This is a genomic window from Candidatus Spechtbacteria bacterium, assembly GCA_016188605.1.
Taxonomy (GTDB): Bacteria; Patescibacteriota; Minisyncoccia; order Spechtbacterales; family JACPHP01; genus JACPHP01.
Genome location: JACPHP010000009.1, coordinates 16974 through 37437, shown reverse-complemented (window position 1 = coordinate 37437; position 20464 = coordinate 16974). Strand labels below are relative to the sequence as shown.

General features: G+C 44.2%; 19 protein-coding genes. 17 read left to right on the top strand and 2 right to left on the bottom strand.

Translation table 11 applies throughout. From position 1 onward, the window contains the following. Positions 1-37 precede the first annotated feature (37 nt). Positions 38-2077 (bottom strand): excinuclease ABC subunit UvrB, encoded by a 2040-nt coding sequence (gene uvrB / locus HYV65_01605; GenBank protein MBI2462912.1) that lies wholly within the window; start codon positions 2075-2077, stop codon positions 38-40. Between the two features lie 200 nt (positions 2078-2277). On the opposite strand from uvrB, the gene ruvA reads away from it, so the two are divergent. The 15 genes from ruvA (at position 2278) to thiI (ending at position 17149) form a co-directional block, all read left to right on the top strand. Beyond that, positions 2278-2856, top strand: a complete 579-nt coding sequence (ruvA, locus tag HYV65_01600) for a Holliday junction branch migration protein RuvA (protein ID MBI2462911.1) — start codon at positions 2278-2280, stop codon at positions 2854-2856. A gap of 203 nt (positions 2857-3059) precedes the next feature. Beyond that, the gene (locus HYV65_01595; GenBank protein ID MBI2462910.1) at positions 3060-3950 is read left to right on the top strand and encodes a peptidoglycan bridge formation glycyltransferase FemA/FemB family protein; all 891 of its coding nucleotides are present in this window, start codon (positions 3060-3062) and stop codon (positions 3948-3950) included. A gap of 12 nt (positions 3951-3962) precedes the next feature. After that, entirely contained in the window at positions 3963-5345 is a 1383-nt protein-coding gene (locus HYV65_01590) for a UDP-N-acetylmuramoyl-L-alanyl-D-glutamate--2,6-diaminopimelate ligase (GenBank protein MBI2462909.1), read from the top strand. 228 nt (positions 5346-5573) lie between these two features. Next, the gene (locus tag HYV65_01585) at positions 5574-6557 is read left to right on the top strand and encodes an AAA family ATPase (GenBank protein ID MBI2462908.1); all 984 of its coding nucleotides are present in this window, start codon (positions 5574-5576) and stop codon (positions 6555-6557) included. Further along, positions 6558-7466 (top strand): DUF58 domain-containing protein, encoded by a 909-nt coding sequence (locus tag HYV65_01580; GenBank protein MBI2462907.1) that lies wholly within the window; start codon positions 6558-6560, stop codon positions 7464-7466. Between the two features lie 17 nt (positions 7467-7483). Beyond that, complete coding sequence (locus HYV65_01575; protein MBI2462906.1) at positions 7484-8446, top strand: hypothetical protein; 963 nt, start codon at positions 7484-7486, stop codon at positions 8444-8446. Continuing rightward, entirely contained in the window at positions 8443-9471 is a 1029-nt protein-coding gene (locus HYV65_01570) for a VWA domain-containing protein (GenBank protein ID MBI2462905.1), read from the top strand. The genes HYV65_01575 and HYV65_01570 overlap by 4 nt, the downstream gene beginning before the upstream one ends. Further along, the gene (locus HYV65_01565) at positions 9471-9980 is read left to right on the top strand and encodes a hypothetical protein (GenBank protein ID MBI2462904.1); all 510 of its coding nucleotides are present in this window, start codon (positions 9471-9473) and stop codon (positions 9978-9980) included. The genes HYV65_01570 and HYV65_01565 overlap by 1 nt, the downstream gene beginning before the upstream one ends. Next, a complete protein-coding gene (locus HYV65_01560; protein MBI2462903.1) occupies positions 9981-10961 on the top strand; it encodes a VWA domain-containing protein in 981 nt (326 codons plus the stop codon). Positions 10962-10976: 15 nt separating this feature from the next. Continuing rightward, positions 10977-11600 carry a hypothetical protein gene (locus HYV65_01555; GenBank protein ID MBI2462902.1) on the top strand — a complete coding sequence of 208 codons (624 nt, stop codon included), beginning with the start codon at positions 10977-10979 and terminating at the stop codon, positions 11598-11600. Between the two features lie 143 nt (positions 11601-11743). Next, positions 11744-12688, top strand: coding sequence for an NGG1p interacting factor NIF3 (locus tag HYV65_01550; protein ID MBI2462901.1), 945 nt, complete (start codon positions 11744-11746; stop codon positions 12686-12688). 60 nt (positions 12689-12748) lie between these two features. Then, entirely contained in the window at positions 12749-13936 is a 1188-nt protein-coding gene (locus HYV65_01545; GenBank protein ID MBI2462900.1) for a glycoside hydrolase family 1 protein, read from the top strand. Between the two features lie 127 nt (positions 13937-14063). Beyond that, complete coding sequence (locus tag HYV65_01540; GenBank protein ID MBI2462899.1) at positions 14064-14984, top strand: hypothetical protein; 921 nt, start codon at positions 14064-14066, stop codon at positions 14982-14984. 1 nt (position 14985) lies between these two features. Then, positions 14986-15999: a hypothetical protein gene (locus HYV65_01535; protein ID MBI2462898.1), complete on the top strand. Its 1014-nt coding sequence runs from the start codon at positions 14986-14988 to the stop codon at positions 15997-15999. Between the two features lies 1 nt (position 16000). Further along, positions 16001-17149 carry a tRNA 4-thiouridine(8) synthase ThiI gene (gene thiI / locus HYV65_01530; GenBank protein MBI2462897.1) on the top strand — a complete coding sequence of 383 codons (1149 nt, stop codon included), beginning with the start codon at positions 16001-16003 and terminating at the stop codon, positions 17147-17149. Between the two features lie 332 nt (positions 17150-17481). Here thiI and HYV65_01525 read toward each other — a convergent pair whose 3' ends face one another. After that, positions 17482-18003 (bottom strand): hypothetical protein, encoded by a 522-nt coding sequence (locus HYV65_01525; GenBank protein MBI2462896.1) that lies wholly within the window; start codon positions 18001-18003, stop codon positions 17482-17484. 176 nt (positions 18004-18179) lie between these two features. Here HYV65_01525 and HYV65_01520 point away from each other — a divergent pair, with 176 nt between their 5' ends. Together HYV65_01520 and HYV65_01515 are read left to right on the top strand one after the other, a co-directional pair. After that, positions 18180-18965: an HAD family hydrolase gene (locus HYV65_01520; GenBank protein MBI2462895.1), complete on the top strand. Its 786-nt coding sequence runs from the start codon at positions 18180-18182 to the stop codon at positions 18963-18965. Between the two features lie 115 nt (positions 18966-19080). After that, on the top strand, positions 19081-20454 hold the full coding sequence (locus HYV65_01515) for an MBL fold metallo-hydrolase (GenBank protein ID MBI2462894.1): 1374 nt from the start codon (positions 19081-19083) through the stop codon (positions 20452-20454). Positions 20455-20464: the final 10 nt, after the last annotated feature.

Genomic DNA, 20464 nt, shown 5'->3' with positions numbered 1-20464 from the left:
GGCTACGTTAGCATAGTTTTTAATTCTAAGCAAGTATTTATAAAGCGGTTCTATTGAGTTTGTCTCTTAACTTCGCCGCCTTCTCAAAGTCCAAATTTTTGGCCGCTATTTTCATTTGCTTTTCAATCTCCTTTTGCGCGCCGGCATCTAGTTTCTGGACAGGGGAGTAATCTTCTTCATTTTCTTCCTCTTGATTAAGCCCGTCCGGCATATCATATATCTTCTTTTCTACTCCTCTAGGGGTGATGTTGTGTTCTTCGTTGTAGGCAATCTGGATTTTTCGTCTGCGGTCAACTTCGGATATAGCGCGTTTCATGGAGCCGGTGACTTGGTCGGCGTACATAATTACGTGCCCCTCAAGATGGCGCGCGGCGCGACCCATAGTTTGCACAAGCGTTGTTTCGTTGCGCAAAAATCCTTCTTTATCCGCGTCAAAAATAACTACAAGAGAGGTTTCTGGTAAGTCCAATCCCTCGCGCAAAAGATTTATTCCCACCAAAACGTCATACACGCCAAGGCGTAAATCGCGCAAAATTTTTGGCCGTTCCAGCGTGTGGATTTCCGAGTGCAGATAGGCGGCCGTAATATTTTCCTCTGCCAAGTATTCCGCAATATCTTCAGCGAGGCGCTTTGTAATAGTAACTACGAGAGAACGCTGGCCTTTGGCGATACGCTTTTCAATTTCCGCAATCGCGTCTCTCATCTGGTTTTCTGTGGGGCGAATTTCTATCGATGGGTCAACAAGGCCGGTCGGGCGGATGACCTGTTCCACCAGCGAGGCATTAGGAGGGTCGGTCCTTCCTAAAAGAGACTGTTCCTCGTCCTGTATTTTTATTTCGTCGTATTCGTAGTGCCCGGGCGTGGCGCTTACATATACTCTCTGGCCAATACGATCCTCAAATTCGCTAAACTTAAGCGGTCGATTGTCTTTGGCTGAAGGCAATCGAAAGCCATAATCAACCAATGTCGTTTTTCTAGCTTTGTCACCAAAATACATGCCGCCAACCTGCGGGACTGCAAGATGTGATTCGTCTATAATCGTGAGAAAATCTTTTTGTGACTCGGCGAGATAATCAAGCAAAGTGTAGGGCGAAGAACCTTCCGGGCGGAACTCCAAGTGCGAAGAATAGTTTTCAATGCCGTGGCACCAGCCTGTTTGCTCAATCAGCTCAATGTCGTAATTGGTGCGGCTTTCCAGGCGTTGCGCTTCAAGCAGTTTTCCTTGCGCGCGCAAATTCGCCAGAGCTGTTTGCAATTCTTGTTTTATATTTACAATTGCAATACGCAGTTTTTCTTCCGGCGTTATCCAAAAGTGCGCTGGGAAGATTGATACTGTGTCCACAAGATGTTGAAGCTTAGCTTCAACGAGCTCGTTGAAGCTAAGCTTCAACATCTTCGTATCATCTACCATCGCGATTTTACTTACAGTATTCTTATCAAATTCTATCTGTACTACATTAAGGCCGGTTGAAGGATGCACTTTTACTTGCGCGCCTTTAGCGCTGAAATTTCCCGGGCCCGGAGCAATGTCATTTCGCGTGTATCCTAAACGCACCAGCTCGTGCAAGAATTGTTGGCGTGATATATTTTGCCCCTGCGCGATGCGCACGCTAACAGCTTGATATTCTTTGGGAGAGCCAAGGTTATAGATGCACGACACAGAAGCGATGACTATAACATCATTGCGAGTTAAAAGACTTTGCACTGACTGGTGGCGCATCTGGTCGATTTTTTCGTTAACACGCGCGTCCTTTTCTATGTATGTATCGCTCTGGGGTATATATGCTTCCGGCTGATAATAGTCGTAATAGCTGACAAAATATTCCACAGCGTTGTCCGGAAAAAATTCCTTGAACTCCTGATACAGCTGCCACGCGAGAGTTTTGTTGGGTGACATAACCAGCGTCGGTTTTTGTACTTTTTCAATCACCGAAGCCACGGTAAATGTTTTACCTGATCCTGTAACGCCAAGCAGAACCTGATGTTTCTTTCCAGTCAAAACGCCCTCGGACAATTGTTTGATTGCTTGGGGTTGGTCGCCGGTGGGACTAAATGGGGAGACAAGTTTGAATTTCATAAAGTTACTTACCTAGCTTATCTATTTCCCTAATTTTGTCATCTCGAAGTCGTAGCAACGACGAGAGATCTCTCCGCCCCGCAACGGCAGGGCGTTCTAGATGACACTCTTACTTACGTACGCATATTCATTGTTACTTTCCAAAGCACACTATTATAGCATAACTTGAGGGTTAGGGTAAATAGTGCCATAATTGGCTTATGATAGGATTCCTACGAGGTAAAATACTAGAAGTAGAGGACAACGCCGTGCTTTGTGACGTGCAGGGTGTTGGCTATCGGATTTTTTGCGTGCCGCGCGATATTCCGCAATTTGCGCGCGAAATAGGCCAAGACAAAACTCTTTATACCTTTCACTATATTCGCGAAACAGTGATGGAGCTTTACGGCTTTCCGACTAAGGCGGACGAGCAGATGTTTAGAATTTTGCTGACAGTTTCGGGTATCGGGCCGAAGGGCGCGATGGGGATTTTGAATGCCGCGCCGGTTGATACGCTTCAACGCGCCATTGCTTCGGGTGATACTACGATGCTGACGCGTGTGTCTGGCATTGGCAATAAAATCGCGCAAAAAGTGGTGTTGGAATTAAAAGATAAGTACGGCGAAGAGTGGGGCACGTTACCAGGAAATATTAAAGAAGAAACTGATGTGCTGGAGGCGCTAGCCACTCTTGGCTATTCCAGAGGCGATGCGCAAAAAGTTTTGCGAGCGCTTCCCGAAGGCCCTGTGACGCCCGAAGAGAAAATTAAAGCGGCGCTGAAGATTTTAGGGGGACGATAACTGAATTTTCAATGATCAATTTTCAATTTACAACGTAGAGTTGCGTGGCAACCACGTTGCTCTACGCAATAAATTTTCAATGTTTCAATTTCTAATCGTGTGTTTTCAGCCATAGGCTGATCCGCCTCAGGCGGAGAAAATTAGGACATTAGGTCATTGATTGAAAATTGATCATTGAAAATTGAAAATTTTTTACACACACTATGCACTTCTTACAATCAAAAGAGTGGGAGCAATTTCAAAAGGCGCTTCAACGAAAAACTTGGCGGACAAGTGATGGCATGCTGGTATTGGAAAGAGTAATGCCGTTTGGGCAAAAGTCGTTGTACGCGGCTGGCGCAAGCTACAACCCACAGATACTAAGTGAAGTAAAAGAAATCGCCCAAGAAATAAAGGCGATGTTTTTTAAATTTGAGCCGATGATGGAAGATGCCAGGCAAGTTGATGTACTGGAGAAAGTTGGATTTAAGAAATCAGCCAAGTTTATTCAACCACAGTCAACGATTGTAATGGATCTAAAAAAGACCGAAGAAGAATTGCTGGTCGGCATGCATCCTAAAACTCGCTACAACATCCGTGTAGCGCAAAAAAATGGCGTGCAAATAAGGCAGTTGGAAAATATAGAAGAGGACTACGAAATTTTTTGGAATCTTCTTCAAAAAACCGCGGAGCGAGATAAATTTTTTACACATGAAAAAGAATACTACCGTGTTTTACTTTCATTTTTTGGTATGGGGGATGGGGTAGAAAGCAGAGCGGCGTGCAAAATATTTTTAGCGGAACAGAATGGCAAGATATTAGCTGGAGCAATAGTATTATTTTTTGAAAATCAAGCCTACTATCTTCACGGCGCGTCCGATTACGGACATAGAAACTTAATGGCGCCATATCAATTGCACTGGGAAATCATAAAAGAGGCAAAAAAGCAAAATTATGAGACCTATGATTTTTGGGGTATTGATGAGAAAAAATGGCCAGGCGTGACAAGATTCAAGCGAGGGTTCGGCGGGCGGGAAGTGAACTATATTGGTTCATACGACTTTGTTTTAAACAAAATATCTTACTTTTTTTACACATTGAAAGGTAAGATATAGAATGTAGAGATAATGAAAAGTATACTAAAAAAACTCATCCCGCGGTTTTTGCTGGACTGGTATTACTGGGCTACGGCTTTTTTTGCCGCGGCTTATTACGGTTTTCCTGGGCGAAAGATGGTGCTAATTGGGGTTACTGGCACTAATGGCAAGTCAACAACCGTTGATTTAATCGCGCGTATTTTGGAAAAAGACAATCAACTTGTGGCATCCGCTTCTTCTATTAGATTTCGCGTCGCGGGAAAAGAATCTTTGAATACTTTAAAAATGACTATGCCCGGGCGAATGATGACGCAGAGGTTTTTGCGCGAGGCAGTGGATGCCGGCTGCAAGTACGCTGTGGTGGAAGTGACGTCAGAGGGGATCGCGCAGCATCGTCATAAGTTTATTAATTTTGATACAGCGGTGCTTACCAATGTTACGCCCGAGCACATTGAGAGTCACGGCGGATTTGAAAACTATCGCAAGGCAAAAAGCGAACTATTCAAGAGCGTAAAAACAATGGTGGTGAACGGCGATGATCCCAGCGCGGATTACTTTTTGAAGTTTAACGCGGAGAGAAAGTTGGTTTATAAATTAAGTCATAAAGATTCACAACTCACAATTCATGATTCGCAATTCAAAACTATAGAAGCTGAAAATACAATACTTGGAAAAAACGGAACTTCATTCGATGTACTGGGTACTAGAATTGGTCTTAATCTTTTCGGCGAGTTTAATGTACAAAACGCGATGGCGGCAATATGCGCGGCAAAAGCACAGGGCGTGAAATTAGAAACAATAAAAGAGGCGCTTGCGGAAGTGCAAGGCGAGCCAGGACGTATGGAAATAGTAATTAAGGATCCGTTTACAGTATTTGTAGATTACGCGCATACGCCAGACGCGTTGGAAAATGTTTATAAAACGCTCGAAGTCTACCGACAACAGACAATCGACAACAGACAACAGACAACTGCTTACGAGGGCGGTCAGCGGTCAGCGGTAGACGGTCGACTGTCAGCAGTTAGCAGCAGATTAATTTGCGTGCTAGGTTCCGCCGGCGGAGGGCGAGATAAATGGAAGCGGCCGGAGATGGGCAAAATTGCGGCGCAACATTGCGACGAAATTATTTTGACAGATGAGGATCCCTACAACGAAAACCCCAGCCAGATTTTATCGGAAATAAAATTTGGAATTTCGAATTTTGCATTTCGAATTTCGAAACCGAATGAAATTTTAGACCGTCGGGAAGCAATAAGACATGCCCTAAACATAGCCAAGCAAGACGATGTGGTCATTGTCACCGGCAAGGGATGCGAGCCGTGGATGATGGTGAAAGATGGAAGGATTCCTTGGGACGATCGCACGGTTGTCAGAGAAGAATACAGAAAGCTGAAAACAGTTGACCCCAGCTAGGTTTTGTGGTACGAAAAACGATAAACCATTCAAGTAACAATATGATGCGCGATTCCTTCGGAAAGGAAAGGGCAAGCTGCTTCCATTATGGCAGGCAACGCCGACTCTATCCCTAAAAGGACAATTTTTCTGCATGCGATATTAATTCGTGCAGAGGAATTGTCCTTTTTCTGTAAAAAGAGAGGGGCGAGCGTACTTTGACAATATATAAAGAAAGCGAGGAACAAAATGAGCGTCATGACAATTAGTGAGGCGGTGCGGGAAATATCCATGCTTCAGAAAGAGATTCGCAAGGTTATTGTTGGCATGGATGATGTGGTAGAATCAGTGCTTATATGTTTGTTTTGCAACGGGCATGTGTTGCTTGAAGGCGCACCGGGGCTTGGGAAGACTCTTTTGCTAAAAACCTTGGGAAGGGCAATGTCTTTGGATTGCAGGCGTGTTTCGTTTGCATCTGACATTTTGCCCGGGGATATTGTGGGCGTGGAGGTATTTGATAGTGAAAATCAACGTACCAAACTTGTAGAAAGAGGGCCCGTATTCACCAATCTTTTTCTGTGTGATGAACTTAACCGCGCTAGTACAAAATCAAAGAGCAGGATTTTGGAGCCGATGCAGGAGCAGCAAGTTACGGTGGGAGGAGAAACACTCGCATTGCCGCAACCATTTATGGTTATGGCTACACAAAATCCTCTTGAAGCAGAAGGCACATATCCTCTGGGCAGAGCGGAGCTTGATAGATTTTTAATGAAAGTTCTTGTGCAATATCCTTCACTTGAGGATGAGATAGAAATTGCTAGGCGCTATTCTACGCAAAAACAAGAAGACATCGCTATTTCCCAAGTAATGGACGCGCAAACCGTATTGGAAATTTGCGATACTATTCGTTCCCTTCATGCTGAACGGCGTATCTATGAACTTGCCGCGCGAATTGCACAGGCAACGCGTCCGGAGCAAGATCAATGCGGAGAGGGTATTATTGCCCATTTTGGTGGCGCTTCTCCTCGTGTACCGATTGCGCTAGTTGAGGCGGCGCGGGTTCATGCCGCGCTTAATTCACGTAATTATGTATCGCCAGCAGATCTTCAAGGTGTTGCTCTGCGTATTCTTCGTCACCGTTTAGTATTTGAACTAGGCGTGGAGGAGGACGAAAAAGCAATCCAAAATTTTGTGCAAAAGGTTTGCGATGAAGTGATTAGAGGGGAAAAATAGATGGATAAATTCTTAGTAGCCTTGGAAAGATATCGCGTTCCACTGGTCCCGTTGCATCCAGTGGTAAGCATTTTGCCCGGCGAGTGGGATAGCGTGTATCACGGCGAGGGGTTTGATATCGATTCTCTTCGCGATTATCGTATCGGGGATAATATCAGGCGCGTAAACCCGCGCATTAGCGCAAAACGCGGCGTTCAGACGATCGTTGATCGCGTAACGCTGCGCGATTTGACTGTTGTAATCTATGGCGATGCAACGGCGTCTATGAGATTAAGAAGTAAAAAAGTTATTCAGATTAACGCTGCTGCCACGTTGCTTTTTTCTGCTTATAAACACGAAAGCTCGTTTGAGCTTGCCTTTCTAGGCGATTGGAAAAATCATCTTAATCCTCGACGCGGAGAACAACAATTCCTTTCTCTTTATCGGAGGCTGGGGAGCGGGCAAGATAAGAAATCGAGCAAACAAGATTTTCTTCTAGCGCTATATCAACATCTGCACAGAACAATTGAGCCACACAGTATCGTGTTTGTTATTTCTGATTTTCTCGGTTTGTATGTTTCGGGTGACGAAAGAGAAAAGGTTCTTAAGCAACTGGCTCATCGCTACGATATTATTCCAGTCATCGTGCAAGACGATCTGGAATACACTTTTCCCGTCTTTGACTTTCCCATTAGTTTTGTCTTATACGACGAAGAAGCAGAACGTCAGCGGGAATTGTGGTTAACCCCGGAAGATCAGCGTGAAATCAAAACGGCTAATGAAAAAAGATTTACAGAGCTGCAAGCCGCTTTTCGCAATGCGGGCATTGAGTCGATACACATTGACGACTATAGTCTTGGGGGGTTATTCGGGGTTTTTTCTAACTTTTTTCTTAGTCGCAAAACTAGGCAAAGACTTCACTCTGGTTAAAGAAAGGAGGGCGCAAGATGGAAATATTTGTCAGACTAATCACAGTAAAAGGTAGGAGCGCGCGCATTCTTGCGGCCCTCCTAATTGCTTTGGCGGCGTGTGTACTTGTGCCATATGATAGTGCCAATATTAGTGTAGGCAATCTAAACGCCGGAGAAAAATTTTCTTTTACCGCGGATACTAATCCGACAACCATATACGCAGGTAATGAATTTTGGTTTGTGGCGACAGTGACATACCGGCCTTCGCTTGTAGAACTAGATAAGCAGGAGTTAAATAATTCTATTTCTCTTAAACCGTTTGATAATATTATTGCTTACGCGCAAGAGAAAAGCATGAAGGGCGATATTGTAAGTTATTCGCGAAAATATCTTTTGCAGGCGGTAGAAATAATTCCAGGAGAGAGTTATGCGATTGGCCCGTCGAAAATTAGCTTTCTAGACCCAGCAACTTCTCAAAGGAATACAATTGGTGTGCCGCGGACTATTATAAAAATTGAACGTCGCGTGAACGCCGAAGAAGCTGATTTCGCCCCGCTCAAGAAAGAAATTTTTAATTGGCGATGGCTCACAAGAATTTACGCGGCAGTTATTGCCATCTCACTAGTTAGTGCGCCAATTATTGTTTTCATAGAAAGAAAATTGAGGCATCGGAATCGCATAATATCGTCTATGTCACAAAATGATCTTTTGCGGCTGCGATATCAAGAAATTGGAAAAACATTACATGATTCGCGAAGAGCGCTGTTTGAGATTGAGTTATTTGCGCACGGTCTTGCAAAAGACGAGGGCTTTACATCGATCCAGATTTGGGGGAAGTATTTCCCTAAAGAACAACGCGCGGTATGGGGGAATTTGTGGGCGTTGATCGAGATAGCGTACGCCAGATACGATCCCAAAGAGAGCGATGCGGTGCTTGCTTATCAACTACTAGGGATAATTTTGCGGCGATACTTTGAAAGAAGGGGGGAAAAACAATGAGCGCATTGTTTGATATTTTGCGAACTTTTTATTTTTCCTCCCCCTGGTTGCTTTTGATAGCCGTGCCGTATCTTGCGGCGCTGGTATATCAATCACTGGGACGAAAAAAACAATATGCATTTAGCGTAAGCGATATTGATTTGTTGCCGCGCGGCAGTAGAGCTGGTTTTATGAAAAACCTTCGAACGATACTCCTTGTTTTTGGTATATTTGTTTTTACTGTTGCATTGGCCGATCCTAGGATTATTACGACCCAGGACATTACCCAAACAAATCGCAAGGAATTATTCAAGCATTTTATCGTGCTGTTGGATGTTTCATACAGCATGAGCGTATCAGTGGGTTATGACAAAGAGGAAGGATTAACACCTTATCAATTAGCGCGCGAATCATTTAGAGAAATCGTAAGGAGTCAAAAGAACGAACGCATTAGCCTGATTCTTTTTAGCAATGATTCCTTTATAGTCACATATCCTTCACGCGATATGGTGTTTTTGGAAAATGTGCTTTTCCAAGATGATATCTCCGCAAAGAATGATCTATCGCAGCTATATTCGTTCTCCGGCGGCACAAATACGCCAAAAGCATTTTTGGCAGGAGAAAAAATACTTCAAGAAGCGGAATACGCGAACGACAAAGTATTTTTGTTAATCACAGACCTTTTTGATAATCCCAAAGAGTTAATTAATTCAATAAAGCGATTGCGCGCCAAAGGAGTTCGTATTTATGTGTTAGGCATTGCCACAAATCAGGAGGTTGCCAAAGATATTCAGCGAGTATTCGTTGAAGATGATGATGTGCGCGTTTTCTCCGCAACATCACCAGCAGACACTAAAGAAGCTTTTTCTCTTATTGAGAATACGGAATACCAACGCGATCTCAACACACCGAATCGCGCATATGATACAAGCCTAAGATTCTATGCCGCGGCATCTTTTTTCTTCGCGCTGTTGCTTTTGATTTTTCTTTCCGAAAACATTTTCTTTATGGTCGCCAATCGTTATAACAGCGAAAGGAGAGCGTAATGAAAATTTTGCGCAAGCTAAGACGCTTTATATGGCCGCTTGGGTTGGGGAAAAAGATTTTTGTCGCAGGATGCGCGCTAGCTGTCGTTGTGTGGTTTTGGCCATATCCATTCTCTTATGACATGGAATTATACAACAATGCGAGTAGGGCAATGAAAAACGAACAAGAACAAGTAGACGGGTTGAAGATTTTTTCTAGACTCGCGTCAGACGCGAAAGATAAAAAGGTACGCGAGGCAAGCGCGTATAATTTTGGCACGGGACTCGCTCAAAACAAAGACTATGGCCCGTCGCGGGCGGCAGAAGAAGCCTTGAAGCAAGCAGTGCGTCTGGATTCGCGGGACGAAGACGCCAAACTGAATCTAGAAATTTTACTTTCTCTAAGGCATCAGAACGAAACCGATAAGAAGGACTTGTCGTCGCCCGCTCAACAACAATCGGATCAGTCGAGCCAAGGAAATGATAAAGGAGATGGTTATGGACGCGGCGAATCTCCCAAGGATTATTAAATGGAAGTAGAGTTTCCCTATGCAGTTATCGGTTTGATGGTATTGCCGCTTATTGCTGTATTTATCGCGCGAGAGGCGCGAAAACAACGAGATGTGCGCAAGGCTTTGCACGAAGACCACGAAAGGGTGGAGAGAGACGCTTTATTAAAGTTTATTTTGAGTTGTGTTGCCCTGGTTTCGCTGATAATAATTATGGCACAGCCATACTTTATCGGTGTCGCGGCGCAAAAAGGGATTAGCGGACAATATGTGTTTGTCGTAGATACTTCCACGAGTATGGCTGCTCGAGAAGGGCCAAGTTCTCCCTCGCAGCTTGATAGAGCAAAAAGTGTCATGCAAAAAATAATTGATGGTGTTCCAGAGGCATGCTTCGGAGTGTTTCTTTTTTCCAAATTAACTTTTCCTGTTAGTTCTGTTACGTGTGATAGGGATATACTGTGGGAAGTTATAACCCATGAAATGGTGGTAGACAGGATTCCGGAACGCGGATCTGATATTATAAATGCTCTCAGGGTTGCAGCCAAAAGAATTTTCTCATCAGAGATGTACAAGGACGTGTCCCATATAATTCTTCTGACAGACGGAGGTTCTGGATATTCATCTGGCGCAATAGATCAAATGATAGACGAATTTCAAGCTCAACATTTAAAACTTGTTGTTATGGGTGTTGGTTCTAAAAACGGCGCGCCAATTCCCTTGGTTGACGAGGATGGTATCTTTACTGGTTCTTATGCCACATCAAACGGTAAGGAATATTTTTCTTTTTTACAGAGCGAGTGGCTTCGCAACCTTGCCGCGCAGACAAACGGAATTTACCTTGAACAGTATCAGGACGACGAGCTAGTCAATATTTTGCGCAGCGAGCTGAAAGATACAGGCCAGGCGTTCGTTACCGCACCTCAAAAACAAGACTTGGGATGGATATTCTTCATTCCCCTAGGCATTTCGTTTTTTGTTCTTTTATGGAGAAGAAATATATAATCCCGATACGGTATCGTGTCGGGATTTTGTTTTGCTTTGGCGGCGGGCTGGAAAAAGACAGCATCTCGTGGTAGGGTGGAAGTATTCATTATGCGGTTTTTTAATCAAACAAAAGGCGTTTTAACCAGTATTGATGAAGTAATTTTTGAGTTAAGCTCATACATCAATGACGCGCCGGAGCGCCAATATCGGATTGCGGTTGGATCTGATGGAGAAGGTTATAACGTGATAGATTTTCCAGTCGCAATAACCATTCATCGCGTGGGTCAAGGCGGGCGTTTTTTTATTACCCGCGTGCGCAGAGAAAATATTAATACTATGCAGCAGAAAATTCACACCGAAGCGTGGCTCGCTTGTGAGATGGGTATGCTATTAAAGAAGCGCGCGGCGGAGCTTGAGTGCGGTGATGCGATTTTACGCCACAACATTGAAATTCATATTGACGTTGGCGAGGGCGGGCCAACTAAAAGTATGATTAAAGAAGTGGTGGGCATGGCGCGCGGACTTGGGTTTGATGTGTTTATCAAGCCAGAATCTGCCGCGGCATCTAATGTGGCCGATCGTTTTTCGGCGCCGTTCAAGAGCGGTCATGTTAAACACGATTTTCCGATACGAGCGGAATTAGTGGTGCAATTATAATTAGCAATGGTTATTGTTGAGTAATTTAATACTTTATTTGTGTTGTCATCTCGAAGTCGTCGCAACGACGAGAGATCTCTCACCCGCTACGGCGGGATTCGAGATGACAAATACTAATTATTCAATAAAACCAATCTTCACTTATGAAACTACAAGATATATACAAGCAAGCAGTGGATCTAGGAATGAAAGCTGACCCGCGAGGAGAGCAGGGAGCTCGTCGTGTTTTGGAAGAAAATCGCAAGGCATATGAGGCGATGAAAGAAAAAGATAAAGCGTATTACGACATGGAGCGCTTGGAAAACCCTTATTCTGATACGCGCATATTGTACGGCGGGAGTGATCGCGAAATAAAAAAAGTGATGGTCGGCATTGATATTGATGACGGCGAGCTTATTATTGCAAAGCAGCTAGGAAACGTAGAGGCGTGTATTGCCCATCACCCAGAGGGCATCGCGCTTGCCGGGCTTGACGACGTGATGCACATGCAGGCAGACGTGCTGAACGATTATGGCGTGCCAATCAATGTTGCCGAGGCGATGCTCAACAAGCGTATTTTAGAAGTTACACGCAATCTTTCTCCCGGCAATCATTACCGCGTGGTGGAAATTGCGCGCTTGGCAGACATGCCATTTATGTGCACGCACACCGTGACCGACAACATGGCGTTTCAATTCTTGAAAAATCTTGTTGAAACAAAAAAGCCTTATCGTGTTGGTGAGGTTTTTGATATGCTGATGGAAGTTCCCGAATACAAGCAGGCAACGCGTATGGGTTTTGGTCCGCAACTTTTTGCGGGCAATAGAGAAAATCGCGCTGGCATTATCGCGGTTACGGAAATAACTGGAGGCACCGAGGGCGCGCCTGATATTTACGAAAAAATGGCGCAGGCGGGCGTGGGTACGGTGATCGCGATGCATCAATCAGAAAAGCATCGTGAGTTCGCCGATCAAGCGCATATCAACGTGATAGTAGCTGGACATATGAGCTCCGACTCAATTGGTATGAATTTATTTTTAGACACATTAGAGGAAAAAGGAGTCGCCATTGAACCTTGCGGCGGACTCATCCGCAACTCAAGAAATTAGCTTCAGTGCGTCATTGCTTCGCCCTGCTATGGCGGGGCGAAGCAATGACGTTAGCAACAGATGGGAATAGTATTTCCTAAAGATTTTTATTTTGGCACCGGAACTTCCGCGCACCAAGTGGAAGGCGATAATACCAATAACGATTGGTGGCAGGGAGAGCAGGACGGGCGCGTAAAGTACAGATCCGGCAGAGCATGCGACTCATACAATCGCTACGAGGAGGATTTTGATTTGGCAAAATCAATAAACACGAACGCCCATCGTTTTTCAATTGAATGGTCGCGTATAGAGCCGGAGGAGGGAAGGTTTGATGAAAAAGAGATTGAGCATTATCAAAAAGTTATTGATGCTTTGCGCGCGAGAGGGATAGAGCCGTTCGTGACACTTCATCATTTTACTAATCCAATTTGGCTTGCTGAAAAAGGAGGGTGGAATAATTCTAAGATGCCAGAGTATTTTAGTAGGTATGTTGAATTTGTAGCTAGCCATATTAAAGGAGTTAAGTATTGGGTCACAATAAACGAGCCGATGATTTTTGGGTCTCACGGCTATCGTATTGGCGACTGGCCTCCCTTTCAGAAAAATAGTTTTTGGGGGTATGGAATTGCCGTTAGTAATATGGTGAGGGCGCATAAAATCGCGTACCGTATTTTGCACAGAATTAATAATGAAGCGCAAGTCGGTATGGCGCAGGCGAATAATTTTTTTGATGCCTATCACAACGAGCTTGCCTCGCGTCTATTTGTTCCAATAATTTCATACATAATCAATAATTGGGTTTGGGATCGCATAGGGCGAGAACAGGATTTCATTGGTATCAATTATTACAATCATAATCGCGTTCACGTGCGCCTGTCTCATTACGAGAAGTGGTTTAATCAGAATGAGAATAAGAAGGTAACCGATCGCGGTTGGGAGATTTATCCCGAGGGTATTTATCGTGTGGTTAAAAATGCTGCGCGATATAAAAAGCCACTTTATATTTTAGAAAATGGAATTGCAGACGAAGATGATGATCAGCGTTCTGCGTATATTCATGACCATCTAATGTGGTTGCACAAGGCGATGGAGGAAGGGATTGATGTGCGTGGATATTTCTATTGGTCACTGCTTGATAATTTTGAATGGGAAACAGGATTTACTAAGCGATTTGGTTTGGTGGAAGTAAATTTTGAAACATTCAAGCGGCGCATGCGGCCAAGCGGAAAGATATACGGAGAAATCTGCCGGACGCGAAGCATAAATTGAAGTTTAACTTCAATTTATGCCTAAATTAAAAACTAAAAGTGAAAAGTTAAGGAGTCCCGCAGTTGCGGGATGGATATATTTATCGCCATAGGCGATACCAAAGTTTTTCATTTTTCATTTTTATAAAATGCTCTGGATTTTTCTTGCCATTCTCGCGTATTTTCTTTTAGCAGTTTCATCTCTTGCTGACCGCTATCTTTTGGCTGGTCCGTTACAGCGTCCGTTAGTCTACACGTTTTATACGGGAATAACCGGCATTGCCGCGGTTATTTTTATTCCTTTTGGATTTTTTGTTCCACAATTATGGATTATCGCGCTTAGTTTTGCCGCGGGAATAATAAGCGTGCTAGCATTGTTTGCTTTATATCACACTACATTGCACGGCAATGTCTCTAGAGTTGTACCGTTGGTGGGGGCGTTTTTGCCCATAATGACACTGATACTAATTTCTAGTTTGCACGATGGGCTGGAAGGCGTTTCTCTGTCAAAGCAGCTGCAAGTCGCGCTATTTATACTTCTTCCGGCAACATTCCTTTTGGCCGCCGACCCTAAAGAAAGGCATTATGTCCCATCTGCCACGGATTTAATTCACGCTATAATTACCGCCTTTCTTTTTGCCGCAGGATTTGTATCAGCAAAGATGGTTTTTGAATTCTTGCCATTTGTTAATGGATTTATCTGGATGCGTTTTGGCGGATTCTTGGCTGCGGCCTCGCTCCTTATTATTCCCGGAGTACGAGCTACTGTATTTGCGCATAACCCGTTGAAAAGAAAAAATATTCTATTGCCAATGGTAATGGGAAAGGGCGGTGGGGCGTTGGGTTTTCTTGCCCAGCAATATGCTATCGCAATTGCCAACGTCGGCGAAATTGCCATCATCAACGCGTTGCAAGGGGTGCAGTACTTATTTCTAGTGGTGATGGTTGTAGTATTTGGCATACGCGATCCAAGAATCTTGCATGAAACGCTAAGCGGAAAATCATTAATAGTTAGGGGGCTTGGAGTGGCGCTGTTGGCAATAGGGCTATTTATTTTATTGAAGCAATGATATGGCAAAGAAATTAATACGTTATCTTTTTTGGGTTTTGTTCGGCGTGTTGGCTGTGTTTATCTTTATTTCCGGATATTTATTTCTGGGCATAGCAAAGCCCGCTGAAAAGATTACATGGGGTGTTACCTTTGGGCAATCTCAAGCAAAAGATTTAGGGCTTGATTGGAAGGAAACTTACATGGCGCTACTCGATGACATGCGGGTGAGAAATTTTCGGTTGCCCGTATATTGGGACGAGCTTGAGCCGCAAAAAGATGAATACGATTTTGCGCCATGGGATTTTCAACTGCAGGAGTTGAAAAAGCGCGATGGCAAAGCAATACTTGTAATTGGATTTAAACTTCCACGCTGGCCGGAATGTAGGTTCCCCAGTTGGTATCAAGGGTTAAGCGAGGAAGAAAAATCCGCGCGCCTTTTTAAGATGCTGCGCGTCGTCGTGATGCATTACAAAAACGACCCCACGATATGGGCGTGGCAGGTGGAAAACGAATCGCTGTTGCGGTTTGGCGTTTGTCCGTCGCGAGACAAAGAATTGCTAGACGATGAACTTTACTTGGTGCGCGAACTTGATCCGTCGCGGCCGATAATAGTTTCTGACACCGGAGAAAATTCATTTTGGATTGAGGCGGGCCAGCGGGCAAATATTATAGGCAGTACTCTTTATCGCGTAATTCATAATCCGACTCTTGGCTATGTGCATTATCCTTATCCGCCGGTGATGTATTATAGAAAAATGCTTTGGGCGCGCTGGCTGTTTCCTTTGGACGATGTTATTTTCAGCGAGGTGCAAGCCGAGCCATGGGTTGTGCAACCGCCTATTTCACGGTATTCTTTGCAAGATCAATACAAGACCATGAGCCCGGATATGCTGGCGGATAATATTGCCTATGTGCGTCAAACTGGTTTTGACACGGCGTACTTGTGGGGTGCAGAGTGGTGGTATTGGACGAAGGTTAAGGGAGGAGATGATAAAGTTTGGAACGAAATGCAAGCAGTATTTCAGGATAAATAGTATGATAATTATTCATTATAATGAGATTGGGCTGAAGGGAGGCAATCGTAAAACATTTGAAAATCTTCTGGCGTTCAACATTAAAAAAGCCCTGAGCGGAGTCGAAGGGCTTAAGCGCATTAACGTCTTGCAAGGACGAATAGTCGTAGAGGGGGAGAATGAAGATTTGGCTAAAGAAAAATTGTCAAAGGTTTTTGGCATTGCCAATTTTTCATTCGTTCAAGAATGCAAGCCAGATTTATTGGAACTTAAAGAATTAGTATGGAGTCTTGCGCAGAAAGAATCATTCATGACATTCAAAATACAAACACGCCGGGCGCAGAAAAATTTTCACATGACCTCCATGGATATAGACCGCGAAGTCGGCGCGTATGTTCAGGAAAAATCGCAAGCAAAAGTGCAGATGCAGAATCCCGACCTGACGATATATATAGAAGTTGTGCAAAACCGAGCGTATGTTTACACCAAAAAATACGCCGGCCCCGGCGGGTTGCCGGTGGGGTCGGCGGGGAGGGTCGTTTCTTTAATTTCTTCCGGCATTGATTCGCCCGTTGCCTCATGGAAGATGATGAAGCGGGGATGTACTCCAGCGTTTGTTCATTTTCATAGTTATCCTCAAACCTCTCGCGCATCACTTGAGAACGTACAGAATCTCATGCGCGTTTTGGAGGATTGGTCGCCAGAGCCGCTTCGCCTATATGCGGTAGCGTTTCTTGATATTCAAAAATTAATTAGCGCGCATGCTCCGGATAAATTGCGCGTGATTTTATATCGTCGTTCTATGATTCGCATTGCAAGCCACATTGCAAGAGACTTGCAAGCGCACGCGCTTGTAACAGGGGAGAGCGTTGGTCAGGTGGCGTCACAGACGCTGGAAAATATCGCGGTAATAGACAAGGCGTCAGACGTTCCAATACTTCGTCCGAACATCGGAGAAGATAAACAGGAAACAATCGCGTGGGCAAGGCGTATTAAAACTTATGATATTTCCACCCAGCCATACGAGGACTGCTGCTCACTTTTTGTGCCCCTGCATCCGGAAACTAAAGCGCGTATCGGTGATGTAGAAGGCGCGGAAGCTAATCTAGGTGAAGAGTTTAAAAAGTTAGAAGCGGAGGCGATTGAGAATTTGGAAACTCCTCGAGGCTAAACCTCAAGGAGTTTCCAAGCGGCCACAATAAAAGCCCTCGAATTTCTCCAAGGGCTTTCAGCGTTCCGTGACCACACAGTCGCCAAGAAATACGACGGTGTGACCGTGTTTTTTCTTGAGGCGATTAGCAATAAGAAGCAGTGCTTGTTTGATGGAATAAGCCGAAACAAACTCTCGTATACTGCCAATATTAGGGACGATACCAGAGACAATAAACCGTTTTTTCAAAGGTCACCTCCTTATAAAATTATATCATAAAAATATATCTTGTAAATACTTGGTAGAATAAATAAAAAGGGCTCTTGTAAAAAGAGCCCTTAGCAAAAAATTAATTACGCCGAAGCCACGGGAGGCGGGCCGTATAGCCTCAATATATCGCCTAGCACATAGCCGCAGCGCTTTAGCCATTGGCGTATTAATTCTTCTGTACGAGCTTCGTCCACAATCAGAGATTCGGGCAAGGTAATAAAAATTCCCGCGACATTTTTGCGATCAGTAGTGTAGGGGGGGTATTGTCGAACGACACAGGTACCTTCCATAGTGCCCAGGATCCGAATAACGGGTCTCTTGAAGGGTTCTATGTCATGATGGCCTTCGAGCGAACAACTAGTCACACCTTTTCTGAAACCCAAAGATACGCGGGCAACGGTATTCCTTATTACGACAGAGAGTTCATGGTCTATAACAAACACAACCGTAAGAGGGCTCCTGGGCCTATCAACGGTTTCTTTTGGAAGCTTAACTGCTCTAACTATGCACCCAGACGCTTCCCTGGCGTTACGCACGTTCTGCCACCAATTATCCTTATCATATAATCTAATATCGCTATCATAAAGAAGATGAGAAAAATCCATCTTACACCTCCCCGCAAGTAAAAGACCTAGATTAAGCTTGTCCTTTTTTAAGTAGTGTGTCAATATTGTCATATTACAGGGCGGGCTGCGAAAAATTTCTTAACGGAAATTTTTCGCAGCCGAACCCTCTCGGGGGCATAATAAAAGGTACTTTTAAAATTTATGGAGGTAAAGAATTGGATTGTCAAAAAATTCTATGGATTTTTGATCTTGATGATACCCTATTTTGGAATGAACGATGTTTCAGCCGCGCCTTTATTGCTTTTTATAAATATCTTGAAAGCGAAGTAATAAGACATAGAGCGCTTCCCTTCGCGGGAAGAATCGCGCGGCAAGTAGAAACTATTTCTCAAGCAATGTTGGAGGAAGTTAATCCTCAAACAGGCGAAATTTACGGAGTTACGATCGAACGATTCCCCACAGCGCTTACGCGTTGTTACGAACAATTATGCCATCAGTTTAGGATGCAATACGATGAATCGGTTGCGAGGTGTGTTTATAATATAGGCATGCGTGCTTTTGAGCCACGATACTATAGACGGCTTGGGCTAGCACCCGGAGCGGAAGCAACTCTTAACGCGTTGCAAGAATACGGCGATGCGCTCACACTGCTTACGCGCGGAGATCCGCGCTGTCAAGCTGAAAAAATTTTAGCACTGCAGCTCAATAGGTGGTTTGGGAGAAATGCCATTTATATTAAGATGAAAAAAACACCAGATGTGTTTAATGAAATTTCGGCTCAATTCTCTACCCACATCGTTGTGAGCGTGGGCAATGCCTATAAGTGGGATGTTGTGCCAGCGCTCGAAGCAAATTGTTTTGGTATCTATATTCCCGGTGAAACATGGGCAGGTGAGGAGTATGATGGTCCACTCGCGCAAACTGAAAAACTTTTTGTTGTTGACGAAATATCCGATGTAGTTGGAACGCGTGAAATCATTCTCGCTCGTGCTAACAACTGATCCGCAATACAAGGCGGGCAAAAGGAGGGGCAGCCCCTCCTTTTTATAACTCTTATTGGCATTGTTGAGTAACGAGATATATTTTTTAACAAAAAAATGTTAAAAAACATTTAATATGACAACACTTACTTTTTACGGCGGGGCGCGAAGCGTCACCGGTTCAAATTATCTCATAGAAACAGAAAAGACAAAGATTGTTATTGATTGCGGGCTTATTCAAGGAGGCAAGCACGCGGAAGACCAAAACACCTTGCCTTTTGCTTATGACCCGAAGCAAGTTACTGTGGTTTTAATAACTCACGCGCACATCGACCACACCGGTCGTTTGCCAAAACTATTCAAAGACGGCTTCCGGGGCGAAGTGATTTCCACAAATCCCACCAAAGATTTAATTAAAATCATGCTGGAGGATAGTCAGGATTTATTAGAGGCAGAGGCTAGGCGAGAAAATTCAATTCCGTTATATAGCAAAGAAGACGTGCAGGACGTGGTGGAGCATTGCAGGGGAGTGGACTATAACGAGGAGTTTTTAATAAACAATGATATTCGAGTTAGATTTCGTGACGCAGGCCATATATTAGGATCTGCGATTATCGAGGTATGGGTGAAGAATGAAAAAGGGGAGGAGAAGAAAATTGCATTCTCGGGCGATTTGGGAAATCCTTCCGCGGTTCTAATTAGGCCAACGGAAAACATTGAGGGTGTTGATTATGCTATTATTGAATCAGCCTATGGTAATAGGCGCCACGAGGAAGCGGGGGAAAGAAAGAATATGCTGGAGGACACAATAGAAGACACAATCACTAAAGGAGGGGTGTTGATGATTCCATCGTTTGCGGTCGAGCGCACGCAAGAGCTTCTCTATGAGCTTAATTTGCTTATTGAAAACCATCGTATTCCCTCAGTGCCAATATTTATTGACAGTCCAATGGCAATCGACGCGCTTAAGATTTACGCAAAATATCCGCAATACTACAATCAAGAAGCAATGCATCTTATTGCGAAAGGAGACAAGCTTTTTGATTTTCCTCGTCTTCAATTTACATATACTAGCGATGAGTCAAAAAAGATAAATGAAGTCCTAGCGCCCAAAATTATTATTGCGGGTTCCGGTATGTCGACTGGTGGCAGGATACTGCATCATGAGATTAGATATCTCTCCGATCCAAACAGTACGTTGCTAATCATTGGATATCAGGTTGCCGGTTCTCTCGGAAGAAGGCTGCTGGATGGCGCGGATGAAGTAAAAATTCTTGGTCAAGACGTAACCGTGCGCGCTCGTATTAAGGCAATCGGCGGATATTCTGCTCATGCAGATCAGGATGGCCTTTACTCTTGGATTAATGAAATGAACAAAATGGGTCACCTGAACAAAGTGTTTGTGGTGCAGGGAGAAGAAGCGGCGGCCTTGGCTTTGTCGCAATTATTGCGCGATAATCTAGGCGTTGACGCGGTCGCGCCAACCGCGGGAGAATCATTTGTTATATAAATATAATTTT